The organism is Sporolactobacillus sp. KGMB 08714 (assembly GCF_036598985.1).
In the GTDB taxonomy this organism is placed as follows: Bacteria; Bacillota; Bacilli; order Bacillales; family Sporolactobacillaceae; genus Sporolactobacillus.
Genome location: NZ_JAUUBW010000023.1, coordinates 19149 through 36074, shown reverse-complemented (window position 1 = coordinate 36074; position 16926 = coordinate 19149). Strand labels below are relative to the sequence as shown.

Genomic DNA, 16926 nt, shown 5'->3' with positions numbered 1-16926 from the left:
GGGCTGTCTTTCGGTCAGCATACCCAGGTTTTCGACCGGTACTAGCTGTTTTTCGGTCGGCATGCCCAGGTTTTCGACCGGTAGGCGCCGTTTTTCGGTCGCGGTTGGATTTTTCGGTCGGCTCACCCAGCTTTTCGACCAGTGCTGGCTGTTTTTCGGTCGGTACGCCTGGGTTTTCGACCGGCACAGCGAGTTTTTCGGTCGCGGCTGGGTTTTTCGGTCAGCGCTGCGAGCTTTTCGACCGGTACGGGTCCATCAGCTAAAAAGAAAGGCTCATTTTAGTTAATTCATCGCGTTTTTACTCTTTTTATAACGTTCATAGACATGGATGACGTCTTCAACATTGCCGGTTTTATTGTAAATGGAAATTTGGTATTTCATAATCTTTTCGCTATCCGGTTCAATTTTATCGGCCTGCTGGCAGATGTCGAGTGCTTCGACATAGTTTTTCTCGCGGATCAGGAAGTCGATCAGCCGGCAGGCATGCGCCATCCACAGCCGGGAAAGTCTGACGCGCTCAGGCTCCGCCCATATGTATCCGTATTCGCCGAAATAGTGGTCGCTGTACATCTTGAAAAGGCGGATATGTGCCTCGTACGAGGCCGCAGAGATCGGCTCCAGTCCGTTCAGCGCCTTTTCCCATTCTTCCGCATCGATCGGCGTCCCGGATAAAACGAGTGAATAACCGATATCGTTTTTTACAATGCGGTGGTGAAAAGGCAGCTGATTCATCAATTTTCGGATCTGATAGATGGTGGTGTAGAGCTGGGTCTGGGCCTTAGCGGGATCCGCATCCGGCCAAAGAAGTCCTGTCAGCCTTTCTTTGCTGATGAAACGGTCGTGTTCGCTCAAAAAGAAGGCGTACAGTTCCCGGGCTTTCGATGTCCGCCATTTAACCGGAATATAGGTCTTGACACCTTCCGTTCTCCGGTAAAATTTTAGGCTGCCGAAACATTCAATGCCGAGCTGCCGTTTGTCCGCCGCCTCTTTCTCAGAATGAATCCCGGCTTTCGCTTGGCCGAGCAGACGATCAACCGTTTTGTTCAGCCGCGATACGGTAACCGGTTTAAGCAGGTAATCGACGGCATTTATTTCAAATGCCTTAATTGCAAATTCATCGTATGCGGTGATGAAAACAACCTGGACGGCTTCATTGCCGGCCTGGATTGCTTCAGCCAGGTCTATTCCGCTGATTTCCGGCATTTCAATATCCAGAAAGGCGACGTCGACCGGCTCTTTTTCGGCATCAGCGCGCGCGGTCTCCGGATCATCATAGACTTTTATTGTCTGAAAGGCCCCCGTGCGTTCCAGCATTCTTTTTAACTGAGTGCAGGCCAGTCTCTCGTCGTCGACAACCATCGCATTCATCCGGCCGATTCCCCCTTCCCCGGCAGCCGGATTCCAAGAACCGGGTATTTTCTCGGATTTTTTGGACTAATTTAATACATCTATTATATCATACAGAAAAATATGGAAATCAGCCGATTTGGATCCTAATTCTTAAACGAGTATTGCTTCAGCCCATTGCCGCTCTGTACCGTTAATTGATGATCGGCGCTTTCTGGGGCAATTCCTTTTTTGAAAGGCGGCATCATTTCCGCGAACGATAAGTCAAGCACAGCGATCGATAAATTTTCAGCCATGATTAATAATCCGGATCTGTCTTTCGGTTCTGACTGTCCGTACTGATTGATTCCAGTCTGTTCACTGCCGATTACTCCCACGTTACTAATGATTTTGCGCCTTCTGATGATAAATGGTGTTTTACTGTTAATATCCAACGTTTGCCGATGTACTTCGCCATGATTCATATGGATAAGCGCCAGGCTGAAGAAAAATATCGGAGATCTCAAGCGTATGACGTCCGTGCATGAAATACCTTCTTCGGAGGAGTATGCCGCCGTCCGCATGGCCCCTCGGAAGGATATTGTGTCCTTCCGAGGAAGCGGCGGCGCATTCACGCCATCCGACTGATCAATCGTTTCTTATGTAACATTAAAAAAGATTTCAACCCATCTCAATTTAGTTCTGAACCCGGCAATGATTCAGGAGATTATCCCCATGCTATATTATTTTTGAAGCATTCTACTAGATGCATGAGTTGAAAGATACTCATAAATTCTTATTAATCCGCCCTTCAACTTGAATCGCTGAACTGATAGAATTACTAGTATCATATTCCTATTCCGATACGGGAGTGACACGTGTGCGCCGTTTGCCCGCCATGATCATCGTTGTTTTCATTTATATCGGCTTATTTTTAATTTTTTTGTCGTGGTCGCATCTTTCAGGATACAGCGGCCCTATGGCAAAGCAGGGTGCCCTTAATCTCGAAAATTGGAACTTTGAACGGACCGGAGAGGTTCAGTTAAACGGTCAATGGGACTTTTACCCAAATCAGATTCTTTCACCGGCGGCCGTTCATGCGGGCGGGGGCAAGCATGAAATGGCAGTGGCCGTTCCCGATAATGCACAGAGTGTGAAAGGCGGAGAAACATCTGATCTGAGTTACGGAACCTACCGGCTGCTGATCCGCTCCGACCGGGATCGGCAGATTTTCGGCATTCAGACGCAGATCATCTACAGTTCCAGCAGACTATTTATGAATGGACAGCTGATCGGCGGGAGCGGCAATCCTTCGGGCATAAAAGATCAGAATACCTCGCTCAGACCCTATGCCGCCTATTTCCCGATCCGGCGCGGAAATAATGAATTGATTATCCAGGTATCCAAGGCCGAAGGGGTCACGGGATGGGGAATCGCCAAACCGCTCTTTTTCGGCACCGAACGGCAGATCGAGCAAAGCCATGATCTGACCCTGCTCAACGACCTGATCATGATTGTCGCTTTTTTCATTATGGGCCTTTACTTTCTCGGCTATTATATGCAGCGCAGAAAAGATCTTCAACTGCTGTTTTTTTCAATCTTCTGCCTGCTTTTTTCAGTAATCGTTTCCTGGATCAGCCCGGGGCGGCTCATTTACCTGCTTGTTCCCGGCCTCTCCTACGGTGCGGTCACCGTTCTCGAATCGGCAACGACACTGTTCATCGGAATCGCCACGCTGCTTTATTTATTGTATTCGTATCCAAATCTTGTCTCCAAAAAGGTGACGTCCGCGGGTATTGCCTTTTCACTCGTCACATTGGCGCTCGATTTATTATTCCAGCAGAGCTTTCTGGTTGCCGTTGAACTGTTTCTCCATACTTTGCTGGCGATCGGCATCCTCGTCTATGCTACGTACATCTTTGTTCTGGCGATCATAAAAAGAAGTGAGGGAAGCATTTATCTGATGTTTGCCACTCTTTCAATGAGTGTCTACATCATCATCACGACGATCAGCGCATACAGTTCGCGAAGCCTTTTTTCCCTGTACTCCTTTTCATCCATTCTCTTCCTGCTGATGCTCTCGCTGCTGATGTCGCAGCGTTTCTCCAACGCCTTTAAAAGAAGCGAATCTCTGGCGCAGCAACTAATCCGAATGGATAAACTGAAAGATGAATTCATTGCTAAAACATCGCATGAATTCCGGACGCCGCTGAACGCGATTATCAACATTTGCCAGACGCTGCTCGCCCGCAAAAATAAAAAAACGATCAGCGAGGAAAGAGAGAAAATCGAACTGATCATCCATACCGGCTACCGTCTGTCCGACCTCGTGAACGACATTCTCGATCTGTCCAGGATGAAGCAGGGCCTGTTCGCAGTCCGCCCCGTTCCGGTCGACGTCCGGTCGACGGTTGAACTGACGCTGGCTATCTTCAAGACGATGGCTGAAAAAAAGAACCTGCGCCTCGTTGACCGCATTCCGGCCGATCTCCCGCCGGTTCTCGCCGATGAAAACCGTTTCCGGCAAATCGTCGGTAATTTAGTGGATAATGCGATCAAATACACCTATAAAGGACAGATTACCGTTTCGGCCGCTCAGCATGAAGAACAGGTACAGATCAGCGTTGCGGACACGGGAATCGGCATTCCCGAAGCATCGCGCGCGACGATTTTCAATGCTTTTCAGCAGGCGGAAATGAATGCGAGCGAGGGTGCAGGGCTGGGACTGAGCATTGTCCGGCAGCTCATTGAACTTCAGAACGGTACCATCGGATTCGAATCCAAAGTCGGCAGGGGATCCATTTTCCACGTGACGCTCCCGGTTGCCCGCAACCTCCAGAAACCTGTCGTCCATCTGAAAGAACCTGTTGAAACACTGGCGGCAAAGCAAAGCAGATTATCGCTGACGACCCCCTATTTCTCCAAAAAGCAAAACGCTCCGACCATTCTGATCGTGGATGACAACATCGAAAATCTGGAAATCCTCATTGATATGCTTGAAGCCGTGCCTTACAACGTGATTGCCGTTAAAGACGGGCAGGAAGCCCTCGATATCGTCGCCCGTTCGGAACTTGACCTGATTATTCTCGATTTGATGATGCCGGGCATGACCGGCCTGCAGGTCTGCAGCAAAATCCGCGAACGGTTCAGCCTGATCGATCTGCCCGTTCTGATGATTACCGCAGCCGTTATCGGGGCCGATAAATATCAGGCATTCCGCGCAGGCGCCAACGATATTCTGCAAAAACCCTATAACTACTCTGAATTTGCCGCACGTATTAAAGGACTGATTCTCATGAAAAAATCAGCAAACCAGGCGAGAACGATGGAGATCGCTTTTCTGCAGTCGCAGATCAAGCCTCATTTCCTTTACAATGTACTCAATTCGATCATCGCGCTGAGCTATGAGGACGTTGAAAAATCAAGGGAAATGACCGCACAGTTCGCCGCTTACCTGAGAGGCAGCTTTGATTTTCAGAATACGTCGACGCTCAGTTCTTTCAGAAGAGAGCTGGCCCTTGTGCAATCCTACCTGACTATCGAGCAGATGCGCTTTTCCGGCCGCGTCCGCGCCGATTTCGATATTGAGGAAAATCTCGATTTCGCGCTGCCGCCGCTGATGATCCAGCCGCTCGTTGAAAATGCTGTCCAGTACGGGATCGGAAAAAAGAAAAAAGGCGGCCGAATCACGCTGTCCGTGCATCGGGAAAACGCCGGCGTCGCCATCCGTGTTGCAGACGACGGCATCGGCATGACCGAAGAGCAGATCAAAGAGGCACTGACGTCGGAGCATACGCAAAGTGTCGGCCTTAAAAACATTAACCAGCGTCTGAAGCACTATTACGGAACCGAATTACAGATCGAAAGCGCACCGGGAAAGGGAACGGCCGCATCCATGCATATCCCGCAGAAGTAACTATCCCGGTCCGCTATAAAAAAATAGAGGCCGCAGCCCCTCTATTAATGAAAAAAGACACCGTGCGGCTGCAGCTTCTTTTTCAATGGCCGCTCCCGCGCTCACTTCTGCCGTGTAACGGACTGTGTTTTTTTAGTTGAAAATGCCTGCAAAGGCGTCCGTGCAATGCCGGAAAACCGGCCGGGTGTCGGGCCGACGGCAGGCTCAGAGCCTGCCCCGATTCGCAGATCGCGTCGTGCTGAAAAACGAGCGGGCAGACCAAGGCCTGGGCAGGCCCTTTTCGGCGAAAAGCCTTTTTTAAACAGGTTAAAAATCCGAAAACCGCTCTGACGGCTGATCGCTTTTTCGCGCGGGCGGCCCGGACCCGGCATTTGTCGGGCTCCCTTTATTTGCAGCCGCCGCTCCGATTCTTCGGATCAGGCTGTTTTTTATTCAGGGCTATTATGTAATCAGGTAAAAGGAAGCGGGCCTGCCGCCGTCCTGCCGATTCAACATTGACCCGTCGTTTTCAGCCTTCCGTCTCCCTGACATACTTGTCTTTCGGCACGCCGTTCAGAAAATGCGTCGCTTCGCCGGAAGAAAGCAGAACCAGCTCATGCATCGCACGCGTGCAGGCCGTATAAAAAATCGTCCGCTCATTTGGCCGGTGGAAATTAGCTGCAGACGCGTCATTGACGATCACGGCGTCAAATTCGATGCCTTTCGCCAGATAGGCCGGAATAATAATGAAGCCCTTGTCAAACTGATAGGTCGCCTGAGTAACCAGCCTGACGCTGATTTTATTTTTCAGCCGCGCATAAATAGCCTGGCATTCCTTCATCGTTTTACCGATCAGCGCAAATGTTTCAAAACCTGCATTCTTGAATGATGCAATCCTGTCAAGAATAACCGCCTCTTTCCGGCCGTCGCGGATAGCGACCCATTCGGGCAGCTTTCCGCTGCGCTCAAACGGTTCAATCTGATCGCCGCCGGGTACCAGATGGCGGGAAAAATCCATGATTTCTTTTGTGGAACGGTAACTGCGCAGCAAAGTCAGCTTCTTAACCTCCGCACGATTATAAAGATTCTCCGACAGCATGGTCTCTTCGGCGAAACTCTGCGCATAAACGGCCTGATTCAAGTCGCCCAGAATCGTCATCCGGCTTCTCGGAAAAGCCGCCTGCAGATAGGCCAGCTGCACGGGGGAATAGTCCTGCGCCTCATCAATAATCAAATGGCGGATTTCCTGGTTCCCTTTCCTGCCCTGCAGTTTTTCTTTCAAATAAAGGTAAGGAACGGCGTCCTCCCATGGACAGTCGCCCTCTTCGAAACGCATCCGCGTGGCACGGCAAATCGCCGTCCAGTGCTCCGGAACGCATTCGTCGTCGTGGTCGTGGTAAAAAATTTCACAGTACACCTTCTGGCTGTTGACAAACTCAAGCTGCTTGATCCGGCGGCGGATCGGCTTAATCCGGCGATTCATCACGACCTTGCGAAGCATCTGCTCTTCACGGTCATAGTCATCAAATGTTTCTTCGCTGAATTGTCTTTCCTGCTGCAGCTTCTGAAAGATTTCCGCGTAATCCGACTTATCGAGAAGTTCGCCTTCTTCCAGCACCCAGTCCTTCCTGCGCTCCTCCTTCACAAAGACGGCAATCCGGCGCAGCAGCCAGTCGCGGACGTCTTCCATCCGGTTTAAAATGGACTGTTCGCGCGGCAGCGAATAGAAAAACCTTTTGATGGCCTTCCCGGAAACAATCGTCTCATCGCGAAACACAATGTCGCGAAAAATCATGCCTCCAAATTTCAGGCGCTCCAGCCAGCGGTCGAGCAGCCGTTTATAGGCAAGCGATGCCTTAAAGCGGATCCCCTCCGTCCGGGCACGGTACGCTTCACTCTCTTCCATTGTCAGACAGGCCTCCGTCTGATCAAACGGATTTTCAAGCTGAAGATCGCGCCCGATCTTCTCTTCGATAAAATCCTTAAAGGTTGTCTGCCGGACATTCTCCTCGCCGAGCTCGGGAAGAACCGTCGAGATGAAGCTGCTGAACAGCGGATTCGGCGAGAAGAGGAGCATGTTATCGGAACGGAGCGTTTTCCGATAGCGGTAGAGCAGGAACGCCACACGCTGCAGTGCCGCCGATGTCTTGCCGCTCCCGGCCGCCCCCTGAACAATGAGATAGCGGTCTGTCTCATTGCGGATAATCTGATTTTGCTCCTTCTGAATCGTCGCGACAATGCTCTTCATATGCGTGGATGCCCGGCCGCCCAGCATCGCCTGAAGCAGCCCGTCGCCGATCGTCAGTCCGGTATCGAACATACCGTCGATCTGCCCGCGCCGGATGATAAACTGACGTTTCAGTTTCATTTCGCCTTTGATTTCTCCGTCAATCGAATCAAATTTAGCCGGACCCGGAGCATAATCATAGTACATGCTTGAGATGGGCGCCCGCCAGTCATAGATCAGGAATTTCTCATTGCGGGCATCCATCAGCGACCCGATGCCGATATAGAGTGGCTCCGTCTTCTGTTCGCCTTCCTCCTGAAAGTCGATCCGGCCGAAATAAGGCGAATCCTGAAGGCGGTACAACGTTTTCAGCTCCCTGTCCATCTGCCCGTGACGCCGCTCGCGCTCGGACAAAAGCTCGGCCTGCTGCTTAATGCTCGCCTGTGTTTCATAAACATCATCCATTTCGTCGAGATTGACCGTCACGTCTTCCCAGAAATTCTGGCGAAGATCAACGATGCCTTTCCTGACTGCCCCTTTTTCCCCGGTTATTCCGGAAATTTTCGAGCTGATGACGTCAACCACTTCATTTATCCGATTTTGCTCTTTTTTTCGCTCATTCTGTACCATGAAAAACACCTCTTGTTCCTGTAAAAAGTCATCCGATTGCAGCGGCGTTCAGGAGGCCGGGCAACTGAATACACGAATGCAGTGTCAGTCCCTTTCCCTTCGGCCGGGCAGAGAAAGCAGGTTTCTTAATTCTGAAGATCGGCCGGTCAGAATCGATCTTCCATTTCACCATTTGCTATTGACAAAAGGGTACACATATGATATGTTGAAGTTTGGCTTTTTATGGTTTTTTCCTTCTATTGAGTTTTAACTATATCATGCTTAATCAGAAACTGCAATATTCAGTTGTTCCCTCAGACAGTCGTTTCTCTTCTTATTTTAGAACAGTTATGTTTTGTCGTTATCGTTTTAATAAAAAAGAATCATTTTACAGTTTGAGCAAAAAGAGATAAGCTAAGCATGAGAGCACCGGAAAAATTCATGCCTTTGATAAATGTTAATTAGACGATCAACAACCGGCACCGGCAAAGCAGGCGGGACGGCAAGGCTGCGGCGGCTTTCCTATCCCGGATTTTTGGTAAACCTTAACTTGTAGGGAACCGCTTTTCCGACTGATGTTCTTCCATGAATGATGAAAGGGATTATTGCACGCACTCACGGACATAATTCTAAAGAGAGAGGGGCGGTTTCCGATGAAATGGAAAGGAGATGATCATGTGGTGAAAATGATCAGCAGTATACAGGATCTCAAAAATGCGCGGACGGATATTGAAGACTTCAGGACAAACTATCCGGACACGTTCTACCGTTTGCTTCATCTTGTGAATTTTACCCGTCAGCTGCAGTTCAAATATGAATATTTGTGCGGCCTGATGCTGGGAAATGAAAAATTTGCCGCCCGTTTTGCTCCTCATTTCGTCCAGCGATCCATCATCGATCTGTACAAAAGCGAGATCGAAAAAATCAACAAGCATCCGCAGGGTCTGCAGGCTCTTGAACGATTGATGAGTGCCCACGGGGAAATCGGCTATGAGAATTTCTGCCTGCTTGTCCGCGGCAAAACGCCGGAAGAAATCAAGGGCATTTATTCGAATAATAAAATTCTCAACTGATCCGTCGATTGTTGATAAGGCTCTTCCTTCCCGCCAGGCGCGAATGAAGCGCTTTTTTTGATCTTTATTTTTCGGCAGACGGCTTCAGCCGTGCTTTTCCACATCAAAGTAAAGCGGAGCATGCAGGGAGCACTTCGGGTTAAACAGTGCGCCGCAGTTCGGGCAGCGGAAACCGCCTGTCAAATATTCGTTAATCGTCAGTTCATGACCGCATGAACCGCACAGAATCGCCTTTTCATCGAACCGGCTGCGTTCCCAGACTTCCGCCGGGTGACCGGCCAGTGCTTCATGGCATGAGTAACAGGCATAATAGGTGCCGCAGCATTTAAACTTGATCGCGATGATATCCTTTTCTGTGTGGTAATGGACACAGCGCGTCTCTCCGTCCATCCCGACTCCCTGCACTTTCTGATTCATCCCGATGCTCCTCCCTCTTTCCGATCGATCTCTTTAGTTATTTTCGCATCTTCGTACCGGTTACTGTCCTTTCCTCAGCAAACAGAGCATCCCTTTTCAGACGGCCGGGTGCGCGGCGGTCTGAAGGAAGTATGTAAAGAGCGGCCAAAGAGCGGATATTTTGTCTCCGGCCGCAGGCAGTACAGCCGTCAGCCGACGGTTAGCTCCTCTATATCGACGCGCGGTTCACGCCACATTTCCAGCCATTTTTTGATCGCGGTCACCATGATCACGAAACCGAGAATGAGCATGACGATGGACAGGATCGCGTTAAGCAGGCTGAATCCGGAAGCGGCGCGATTCAGGTAGACATGGGTAATCATCCAGTATCCGGCTACGTTTACCGTCACATACAGATAGGCAAGCGGAATCAGGCAGGTCAGCATATAACGCCTTTTAACGGCGATTTTCAGAACAAATGTGGCGCCGACAATCAACCCGATGGCCGCCATTAACTGATTGGAGACGCCGAAGAGTACCCAAATCGACCCAATATTGCCCGAGAAGAGCAGATAACCCCACAGCAGGCAGGCGAGAGCGCTTGCAAAAATAGAACCCGGCAGCCAGTCTGCTTTTTTCAGAGGAGCATAGAATTCACCGAAAAAGTCCTGAATCAAATAGCGGGCAACACGGGTCCCCGCGTCAACTGCCGTCAAAATGAAGACCGCTTCGAATAAAATGACAAACTGGAAGAAATAAGGCGCGAGGTGGCTGAACCACTGAATACTTGTGAAAATATAGGTCATGCCGACAGCAAGTGTCACGGCGCCTCCCGGCCTGCCGGCAAGACCCAGTCCGATCTCATGGTCCAGCTGCGGCAGATTGACGACGTTCATGCCGAGTGTCTTAAACACGGCCGGCACAGAATTAATCGCAAAATAATCGGCCGGATGGAGCGCTGTCGCAGCGATCAGCGCCATAATACCGACCAGGCACTCCACCAGCATCGCTCCGAAAGCAACCATTTTGATATCCGTCCAGCGATCGATCATCTTCGGCGTGGTTCCCGAACTGACAAAGGCGTGGAAACCTGAAATCGCTCCGCAGGCAATCGTAATGGAGATAAAAGGCCAGACCGGGCCGCCGATGACCGGACCGCCTCCGCCCGTAAACTGTGTCAGTGCCGGCATCCGAATCATCGGGTTAATGATAAAAACGCCAATAATCAGCGCGGCAAAGACGCCGATTTTCATGAAAGAGCTCAGATAATCGCGCGGTGTCAGCAACAGCCAGACCGGCAGAGCCGCCGCAAAAAACGCATAGACGGGCAGCAGAACGGACAGGGTTTTCACGTCGAGCGTCAATAAATGCCCAAGCGCCGTGTGCTGAATGTACGGCCCGGCAAAGACGGCCAGCAGGATAAAGAGAAAACCGACCGCCGAAGCCATCTTCAGGTTGCCGCTTTTGCGGTAATAAAGGCCGACCGCCATCGCGATCGGGATCGTCATGGCAACGGTGAATACGCCCCACGGATTGTTCGTGAGCGCATTGACGACGACCATTGACAGGCCCGCCATGGTGATGGTGATAATCAGCAGCATGGAAAGGCCGGTACAGAATCCGGCCACCGGCCCCATTTCTTTCTTGGCAACTTCCGAAAGCGATTTTCCGTCATGCCGCATCGACGCGTAGAGAACGACCAGATCGTGTACGGCTCCTCCGACCACTGCTCCGATCAGGAGCCAGAGCAGGCCGGGAAAATATCCGAACTGTGCGGCAAGAACCGGACCGACAAGCGGGCCGGCCGCAGCAATGGCCGCAAAATGATGCCCGAAAACAACCCATCGGTTCGTCGGAACATAGTTTTTCCCGTCCGCAAAGGCATGGGCCGGTGTCACTGTATCATTGTTTAAACGCAGGACTTTGTTCGCCATAAAAACTCCGTAAAACCGATAGGCTATTGCCAAAATGCAGATCGAGCCAATCACAATGGTAATCGCACTCACTTTTCTTGCCTCCTCCGTTCATTTTCGGACCTCGGGCGTCAGCTTTTCTCAATTGTAAAGGAAAACGGTGTCTGATCGTACAATGAGCGGATAAAAAGCCGCTACCCTGTTTTGAAAGAGCGGAACGGCCGTTTGAAATGCATTTTTGTTATATAACATGTATGTTTGTTATATAACAATCAGGCCGAAAATTTTCCTAAAGTTTGAACCACATTCTTAGATTTTTCGCATAGTTCCGGCTGACCGGAACCTTGTCTCCGTTTTCCAGCATCAGATTATAGGTTGAATTGAACCATGGAGAAATTTCCGTCACCGCTTCGAGGTTCACGAGATAAGCGCGGTGCACGCGGACGATGCCGCTCTGCGGCTGCAGCCTTTTTTCCAAAGAGACGAGTGTTTCGTTCACAGTCATTTTTTTCTTTCTCAAAGCAACGACCGTTCTACCGCGGTCCGCGCCGATGTACATAATATCGGAAAAAGGAACAATCAAGAACCGTTCATCCGTCGCAATGGCCAGCTTCCGCAGCAGAGGGATATTTCTCTGCATCTGATCCCCGCGATTCATTCCTCCGTTTTCCGGCAGACAGGGGATCGGCAGGCCCTTTTCCGGCCGTCCCCTGTCTGCCAATGATTTCACCATCGTTCATTCCCCCGTTTTTCTATAATATTCATGGAACCCATCCCCGCCTTCAGCGGTTGAGACATAAATCACACTTTCATTCTATCATGAAGACGTTTTCAAATTCATGCCCGCGCACTCCATTCTATTGTGTACTATGCTAATATTAATCTATAAAGCGGCCTTTTTCGGTGCCGACATTTACTGATAAGGAAGATGTCTTTTGAACACAATCCGCCGGCTCATCCTGCCCAATATCATTTTTCCAGTGTTCATGTTTTATTTCTCGCCGCCGCTCCTCGGCCTTGCCGCCGCCGCAAGTCTGATCATCGACGCGGCAGTCATGTTTGTCATTCTGCTTTTTTTTCATATAAAAATAAAGAACCGGCTCGGCTTATTGATGGCCCTTTGGGGAATCGGCATGGCCGCAGATATTTTCGCGGCACTCCTGCTGATGCTTTCCGGGAAGAACGGAAGCCTGCTTTCTCTGAACCTTATTGACTTTTACTATATTTATACCTCGCCGCTCAGCGTGGCGCTGTTTTGTCTGGCCATTCTGATCTCTGCCGTGCTGACATACCGGCTTGATTTAGTTCTGCTGAAAAAAAGGATGAGCACAAAACAGGCAAAGCGGATGGCACTGCTGTTTGCCGTCTTCACCGCTCCCTATGCCTTCCTGATTCCGACCAGCTGGCTTGTGTAATCCCGCATACGGCGGTTCTTAGCTATTTATGGAGGGGCTTTCGGAAATCAATCGGCGCGGCTGAAAGGCCGGTCGCCCCCGGCAGCGGCCGATCAATCCAAGACAGCCGGGGTCCCCCGGTTAACCGATCTTCCGGGGCAGCCGTTCGCGCTGGAACCTGTATCTCTTCGGCTGAAGGAAAAAAGCCTGTTTTCTCTGATCAGAGAAAACAGGCTTCCTGTACAAATAAAATGACACATGGTTGCATACCGGGAACTCCCGGAGACCGGTTCCATTCGGCGCGAACGCTTTCCGGCTGAGAGCTTGACGGTTCTCATCCGGACCGTTCCGCGGCTTCGGCGTTCGCCGCCGGCTCTTTATGTCCGATCGGGATCCGATTTGCAGGCCCTCTCGCGCCCCGGCGTCCGGCAGCAGCCTCCCGGACGAGCGACTCATCGAAAGTCCAGCTGCTTATAAAAGATCCAGACGGCTGCAGCGTGCCGATTACAGATTTTGCAAATCAAAGGCCTGCACAAAAATTTTTAAGCCGTACTCGGGAAACGCCACAGATTAACCTTATGTCTTCTATTTCACCTTCAGCGGTTCCAGCTGTTTCAGAATTTCGGGATAAGAGACTTTCGCATGAAGCAGGGCGGTCGCCGTATAAGCGCCTTCGATGAAAGCCGTATCAAATATTTCGATTTTCTTATCCGATACTTCCGCGACCATGTCCAGATTCATTTTCGAACTGCCCAGATCATAAAACGCCAGCAGACTTTCGCCGGCATTCTCGCGGACGGCCGCCTGAATCTTGTCGAAACTCGTTCCGACACCGCCGTCATCCGTGCCGCCGGCTGTTGTGAGCGCCACATCCGGAGCAACTTCTTTTAATAGTCGGCTCAGGCCTTCGACAATCTGAGCGACATGCGAGACGAGCAGAACTCCGTAATCACTCATCGAGAACGCCTTCTTCAATCAACGATTCAAACAGCAGGCCGCTTGAGGCGGCTCCCGGATCAATGTGCCCGATTGAACGATCGCCCAAATAAGAGGCCCGTCCTTTTTTCGCCTTCATCGGTTCGGTTGCCTTCACCCATCCGTCAATCCGTTCCCGGCTCAGCTCTTTATTTTTGGCTGCATCAACAGCGGGAAGCCACACGTCAACCATTGTCTTGTCCCCAGCCTCCGCTTTTCCGCGTTTCCGAATGCCTTCCAGCCCTGCCTCAAGCACAGCCGGTACATCCGCGGATCCTGCGCCCGCCTGTTTCGCCATCCCGATAAAAGCAGAACCATACAAGGGACCCGATGCTCCGCCGATCTTGCTTAACAGGGCCATACCCGCCGTTTTCAAAACATCCTGCACCGTATCGAAGGCTTTCTGCTCAAGAGCGGTTTTCATCGCCGCTGCTCCCCGTGCCATGTTTGCTCCATGGTCGCCGTCGCCGATCTTCTGGTCCAGTTCGCTCAAATAGTCCTTGTTTTTTTCAACCTTCTGTCCGAATAGATTCAGCCATGCGATCGTCTTTTCAACCGTCAGCATCTCTCTTCATCCTCCTTACCACGCAATGGTCGTTACCGGTTCCTGAAGCCACTTCAGCCACTGTTCCTCTTTCAGCCGGATCATCGTCAGCGAGATGCCCGCCATATCGAGCGATGTCATATAATTGCCGGCTTTCTTAAAGACAATGTCCAGTTTTTCCTCTGCCAGCAGCTGCCGAACATCATTGATAAAAACATACTGTTCCATCAGCGGAGTCGCCCCCATTCCGTTAACGAGGACACCATAGCGGTCGCCGTTCTGCCAGTTGAAGTTCTTTTTCAGCTGTTCGATCAGTTCCGATGCCATTTCTTTCGACGATTTAATCTTCTCGCGGCGATAGCCCGGTTCCCCATGGATGCCGACCCCGTATTCGATTTCGTCCTCCGCCAGTTCAAATCCCGGTTTGCCAACTTCGGGTACCGTGGCCGCAGAGAGGGCAACGGCAATCGTCTTTATCGAGGGAATCAGCTCTTCGGCAAGCGATTTTAATTCTTTAAGCGGCAGGCCCGCTTCCGCCGCCGCGCCGATAATTTTATGAACGAGTATCGTTCCGGCAACGCCGCGCCTTCCCGCCGTGTAAGTACTGTCTTCGACGGCAACATCATCATTGACAACGATGTGATCGACCGGAATGTCTTCCCCGGCCGCCAGTTCTTCGGCCATTTCAAAATTCATCACATCGCCTGTATAATTTTTGATGACAAGCAGAACGCCGGCCCCCTGGTTCGCATGTTTAATGGCTTCGAGAATCTGATCGGGTGCAGGTGAAGTAAAAACAGGTCCGGCCACCGCGGCAGCCAGCATGCCCTTCCCGACAAAACCGGCGTGCGTCGGTTCATGGCCGCTCCCGCCGCCGCTGATCACGGCTACTTTTCCATCTGATCGATACGTTCTGGCAATCACTTGCGTTCCCGGCAGACGTTCGACGATCGCGTCATTTGTAAAAGCGAGGCCGTCCAGCATTTGATCAACAATGTTTTCCGCTTCATTCATTATCTTTTTCATTTTCTCACACCCCTTTTTTCCTTTTTATACAAGCTTTCCGTTTACTTAAAGCTTATCACGAAAGCGATTTCAGTTAAATAGACCCAAAAATATTTTTTCTTAAAAAAGCAGACATGATTCAAAAATTAATACACGCCTGATCCGGCGGTCAAAAATGAGCGGATGATCCCATCCTGTTCGATAGGCGGAGCGTCCGGCGGGGCCGGTCCCGGACCGGATTCGGCTGTCTTATGCTTTTCAGTCTAAAGAACAGCATATTTAAGGGACGGTGCTGCTTTCGATTATTCCATATACTGAGTATCCCCCCGGCTGATGTATCTAACCGGACCTCCGCGTGCATCCGGCATCCGCTCGTCTGCAGGGCGGGGACATCCGCCGTTACCTGCCGATGCCAGACGCGGCATCGGCTGGCGCAGCGCAGATAACAAATGCTCTTGAATGATCAAAAATTACGTGAGTTCGTACTTGGGCCCTACAGGCTTGGTAAAAAAAGCAATTCTTCTTAACACCTGCATTCCTGTTTTTTATACCAAGGCCATGAAAAATCCAGATGTTTAGGCTACTTTTGGACCATTAGTAACTAATTATGCCAATGAGGAAGAGGTGTTAAGCTGAATCCTTTACTGATGCGGACTTTTCGCCAACTGGTTATAAATTTACCGGAAATCCAGGTTAATAATGAATAAAACTTGTTAAAAATAAAAACGCCTGATTTTAGCCAGGCAAACACAAAAAGGAAGAGACTTTAATACTAAAAAGCGGTCCATGACTCATACTCTCGTTGAGTCATGGACCCTATTGATTTGCTCCGACGCAAGTATGCCTTTGGGGCACGCTCTGCTCTTAATCTGCTGATTCAGCTCTGTGCATTCTATCATGATATCGATCTACGCCGATGTCCTAAGTCCATGAGCCGGTCGCGCCGGGAACCGCCATATAAGAATTCGAAACGCATGGTCGGCCGCCGGCAGCTGATTCCTGAGACCGGACTTTCTGAAAAAAGCAGCGCGCTGCCTGCAATCTCAATATATATTAAGGCTGTCGGCTAAGGATTACTTGATGATCTCATGCAGTTCGGCATGAGCTGCCTTGACCAGATCATCGACAGCCAGGATGATCTGCACGCCTTTTTTCCCTCCGCTGACCACAATATGATCGATCGAACGGGCAGAGGCATCGATCACCGTCGGATAGGCTTTTTTCATGCCGACCGGGGAGCAGCCGCCGCGCACATAGCCAGTGTGCTTCTGAATATCCTTCACATGGATCATTTCAACGCGCTTCTCTCCGACGCTTGTGGCTGCTTTTTTCAAATCGAGCTCTTCTGCCACAGGGACAACAAAGACATAAAATTCACCGCTGTGGCCCTGTGTCACCAGCGTTTTATAAACGGTTTTCGGATCCTCGCCGACTTTCTTCGCAACGGAAACGCCGTCAATCAGCCCGTCGCTGATGTCATAAGTCTGAGTCCCGTACTGTATTTTTTCCGAATCAAGGATTCGCATTGCATTCGTCTTTACTTTTGATTTTGCCATCAAAACCATGCTC

The 16926-nt window shown here is 50.6% G+C and carries 13 protein-coding genes; 3 read left to right on the top strand and 10 right to left on the bottom strand.

Going from position 1 to position 16926, the window contains the following annotated elements:
• Nucleotides 1–282: 282 nt before the first annotated feature.
• Together Q6A92_RS11020 and Q6A92_RS11015 are read right to left on the bottom strand one after the other, a co-directional pair.
• Complete coding sequence (locus Q6A92_RS11020) at nt 283–1368, bottom strand: response regulator (RefSeq protein WP_274399018.1); 1086 nt, start codon at nt 1366–1368, stop codon at nt 283–285.
• 125 nt (nt 1369–1493) lie between these two features.
• Nucleotides 1494–1853 (bottom strand): hypothetical protein, encoded by a 360-nt coding sequence (locus tag Q6A92_RS11015; RefSeq protein WP_274399019.1) that lies wholly within the window; start codon nt 1851–1853, stop codon nt 1494–1496.
• 371 nt (nt 1854–2224) lie between these two features.
• Between Q6A92_RS11015 and Q6A92_RS11010 the strand changes: the two genes are divergently transcribed.
• Nucleotides 2225–5242, top strand: coding sequence for a hybrid sensor histidine kinase/response regulator (locus Q6A92_RS11010; RefSeq protein ID WP_443029725.1), 3018 nt, complete (start codon nt 2225–2227; stop codon nt 5240–5242).
• A gap of 508 nt (nt 5243–5750) precedes the next feature.
• Here Q6A92_RS11010 and helD read toward each other — a convergent pair.
• Nucleotides 5751–8078 (bottom strand): RNA polymerase recycling motor HelD, encoded by a 2328-nt coding sequence (helD, locus tag Q6A92_RS11005; protein ID WP_332238184.1) that lies wholly within the window; start codon nt 8076–8078, stop codon nt 5751–5753.
• Between the two features lie 632 nt (nt 8079–8710).
• Between helD and Q6A92_RS11000 the strand changes: the two genes are divergently transcribed.
• The gene (locus Q6A92_RS11000) at nt 8711–9130 is read left to right on the top strand and encodes a hypothetical protein (protein WP_274399022.1); all 420 of its coding nucleotides are present in this window, start codon (nt 8711–8713) and stop codon (nt 9128–9130) included.
• Nucleotides 9131–9214: 84 nt separating this feature from the next.
• Here Q6A92_RS11000 and Q6A92_RS10995 read toward each other — a convergent pair whose 3' ends face one another.
• From Q6A92_RS10995 to Q6A92_RS10985, 3 genes are all read right to left on the bottom strand, one after another.
• Nucleotides 9215–9547: a CHY zinc finger protein gene (locus Q6A92_RS10995; protein ID WP_274399025.1), complete on the bottom strand. Its 333-nt coding sequence runs from the start codon at nt 9545–9547 to the stop codon at nt 9215–9217.
• Between the two features lie 188 nt (nt 9548–9735).
• Nucleotides 9736–11532, bottom strand: coding sequence for a carbon starvation CstA family protein (locus Q6A92_RS10990; protein WP_274399026.1), 1797 nt, complete (start codon nt 11530–11532; stop codon nt 9736–9738).
• A gap of 196 nt (nt 11533–11728) precedes the next feature.
• Nucleotides 11729–12172 (bottom strand): LytTR family DNA-binding domain-containing protein, encoded by a 444-nt coding sequence (locus Q6A92_RS10985; RefSeq protein ID WP_332238181.1) that lies wholly within the window; start codon nt 12170–12172, stop codon nt 11729–11731.
• 202 nt (nt 12173–12374) lie between these two features.
• On the opposite strand from Q6A92_RS10985, the gene Q6A92_RS10980 reads away from it, so the two are divergent.
• Nucleotides 12375–12854, top strand: coding sequence for a hypothetical protein (locus tag Q6A92_RS10980; protein ID WP_332238180.1), 480 nt, complete (start codon nt 12375–12377; stop codon nt 12852–12854).
• A gap of 564 nt (nt 12855–13418) precedes the next feature.
• Here the strand turns inward: Q6A92_RS10980 and dhaM are convergent.
• The 4 genes from dhaM to ybaK all read right to left on the bottom strand — a co-directional run bounded on the left by dhaM (nt 13419) and on the right by ybaK (nt 16913).
• On the bottom strand, nt 13419–13790 hold the full coding sequence (gene dhaM / locus Q6A92_RS10975; protein ID WP_332238178.1) for a dihydroxyacetone kinase phosphoryl donor subunit DhaM: 372 nt from the start codon (nt 13788–13790) through the stop codon (nt 13419–13421).
• Complete coding sequence (dhaL, locus tag Q6A92_RS10970; RefSeq protein ID WP_443029723.1) at nt 13783–14373, bottom strand: dihydroxyacetone kinase subunit DhaL; 591 nt, start codon at nt 14371–14373, stop codon at nt 13783–13785. The genes dhaM and dhaL overlap by 8 nt, the downstream gene beginning before the upstream one ends.
• Nucleotides 14374–14388: 15 nt before the next feature.
• Nucleotides 14389–15378: a dihydroxyacetone kinase subunit DhaK gene (gene dhaK / locus Q6A92_RS10965; protein WP_332238176.1), complete on the bottom strand. Its 990-nt coding sequence runs from the start codon at nt 15376–15378 to the stop codon at nt 14389–14391.
• 1052 nt (nt 15379–16430) lie between these two features.
• The gene (gene ybaK / locus Q6A92_RS10960; RefSeq protein WP_332238175.1) at nt 16431–16913 is read right to left on the bottom strand and encodes a Cys-tRNA(Pro) deacylase; all 483 of its coding nucleotides are present in this window, start codon (nt 16911–16913) and stop codon (nt 16431–16433) included.
• Nucleotides 16914–16926: the final 13 nt, after the last annotated feature.

Bases quoted from the DNA above. Each gene is read 5' to 3' on its own strand.
- Q6A92_RS11020 (WP_274399018.1), bottom strand. From the start codon at position 1,368: ATGAATGCGATGGTTGTCGACGACGAGAGACTGGCCTGCACTCAGTTA.
- Q6A92_RS11010 (WP_443029725.1), top strand. From the start codon at position 2,225: ATGATCATCGTTGTTTTCATTTATATCGGCTTATTTTTAATTTTTTTG.
- helD (WP_332238184.1), bottom strand. From the start codon at position 8,078: ATGGTACAGAATGAGCGAAAAAAAGAGCAAAATCGGATAAATGAAGTG.
- Q6A92_RS11000 (WP_274399022.1), top strand. From the start codon at position 8,711: ATGAAATGGAAAGGAGATGATCATGTGGTGAAAATGATCAGCAGTATA.
- Q6A92_RS10995 (WP_274399025.1), bottom strand. From the start codon at position 9,547: ATGAATCAGAAAGTGCAGGGAGTCGGGATGGACGGAGAGACGCGCTGT.
- Q6A92_RS10985 (WP_332238181.1), bottom strand. From the start codon at position 12,172: ATGGTGAAATCATTGGCAGACAGGGGACGGCCGGAAAAGGGCCTGCCG.
- dhaM (WP_332238178.1), bottom strand. From the start codon at position 13,790: ATGAGTGATTACGGAGTTCTGCTCGTCTCGCATGTCGCTCAGATTGTC.
- dhaL (WP_443029723.1), bottom strand. From the start codon at position 14,373: ATGCTGACGGTTGAAAAGACGATCGCATGGCTGAATCTATTCGGACAG.
- dhaK (WP_332238176.1), bottom strand. From the start codon at position 15,378: ATGAAAAAGATAATGAATGAAGCGGAAAACATTGTTGATCAAATGCTG.
- ybaK (WP_332238175.1), bottom strand. From the start codon at position 16,913: ATGGCAAAATCAAAAGTAAAGACGAATGCAATGCGAATCCTTGATTCG.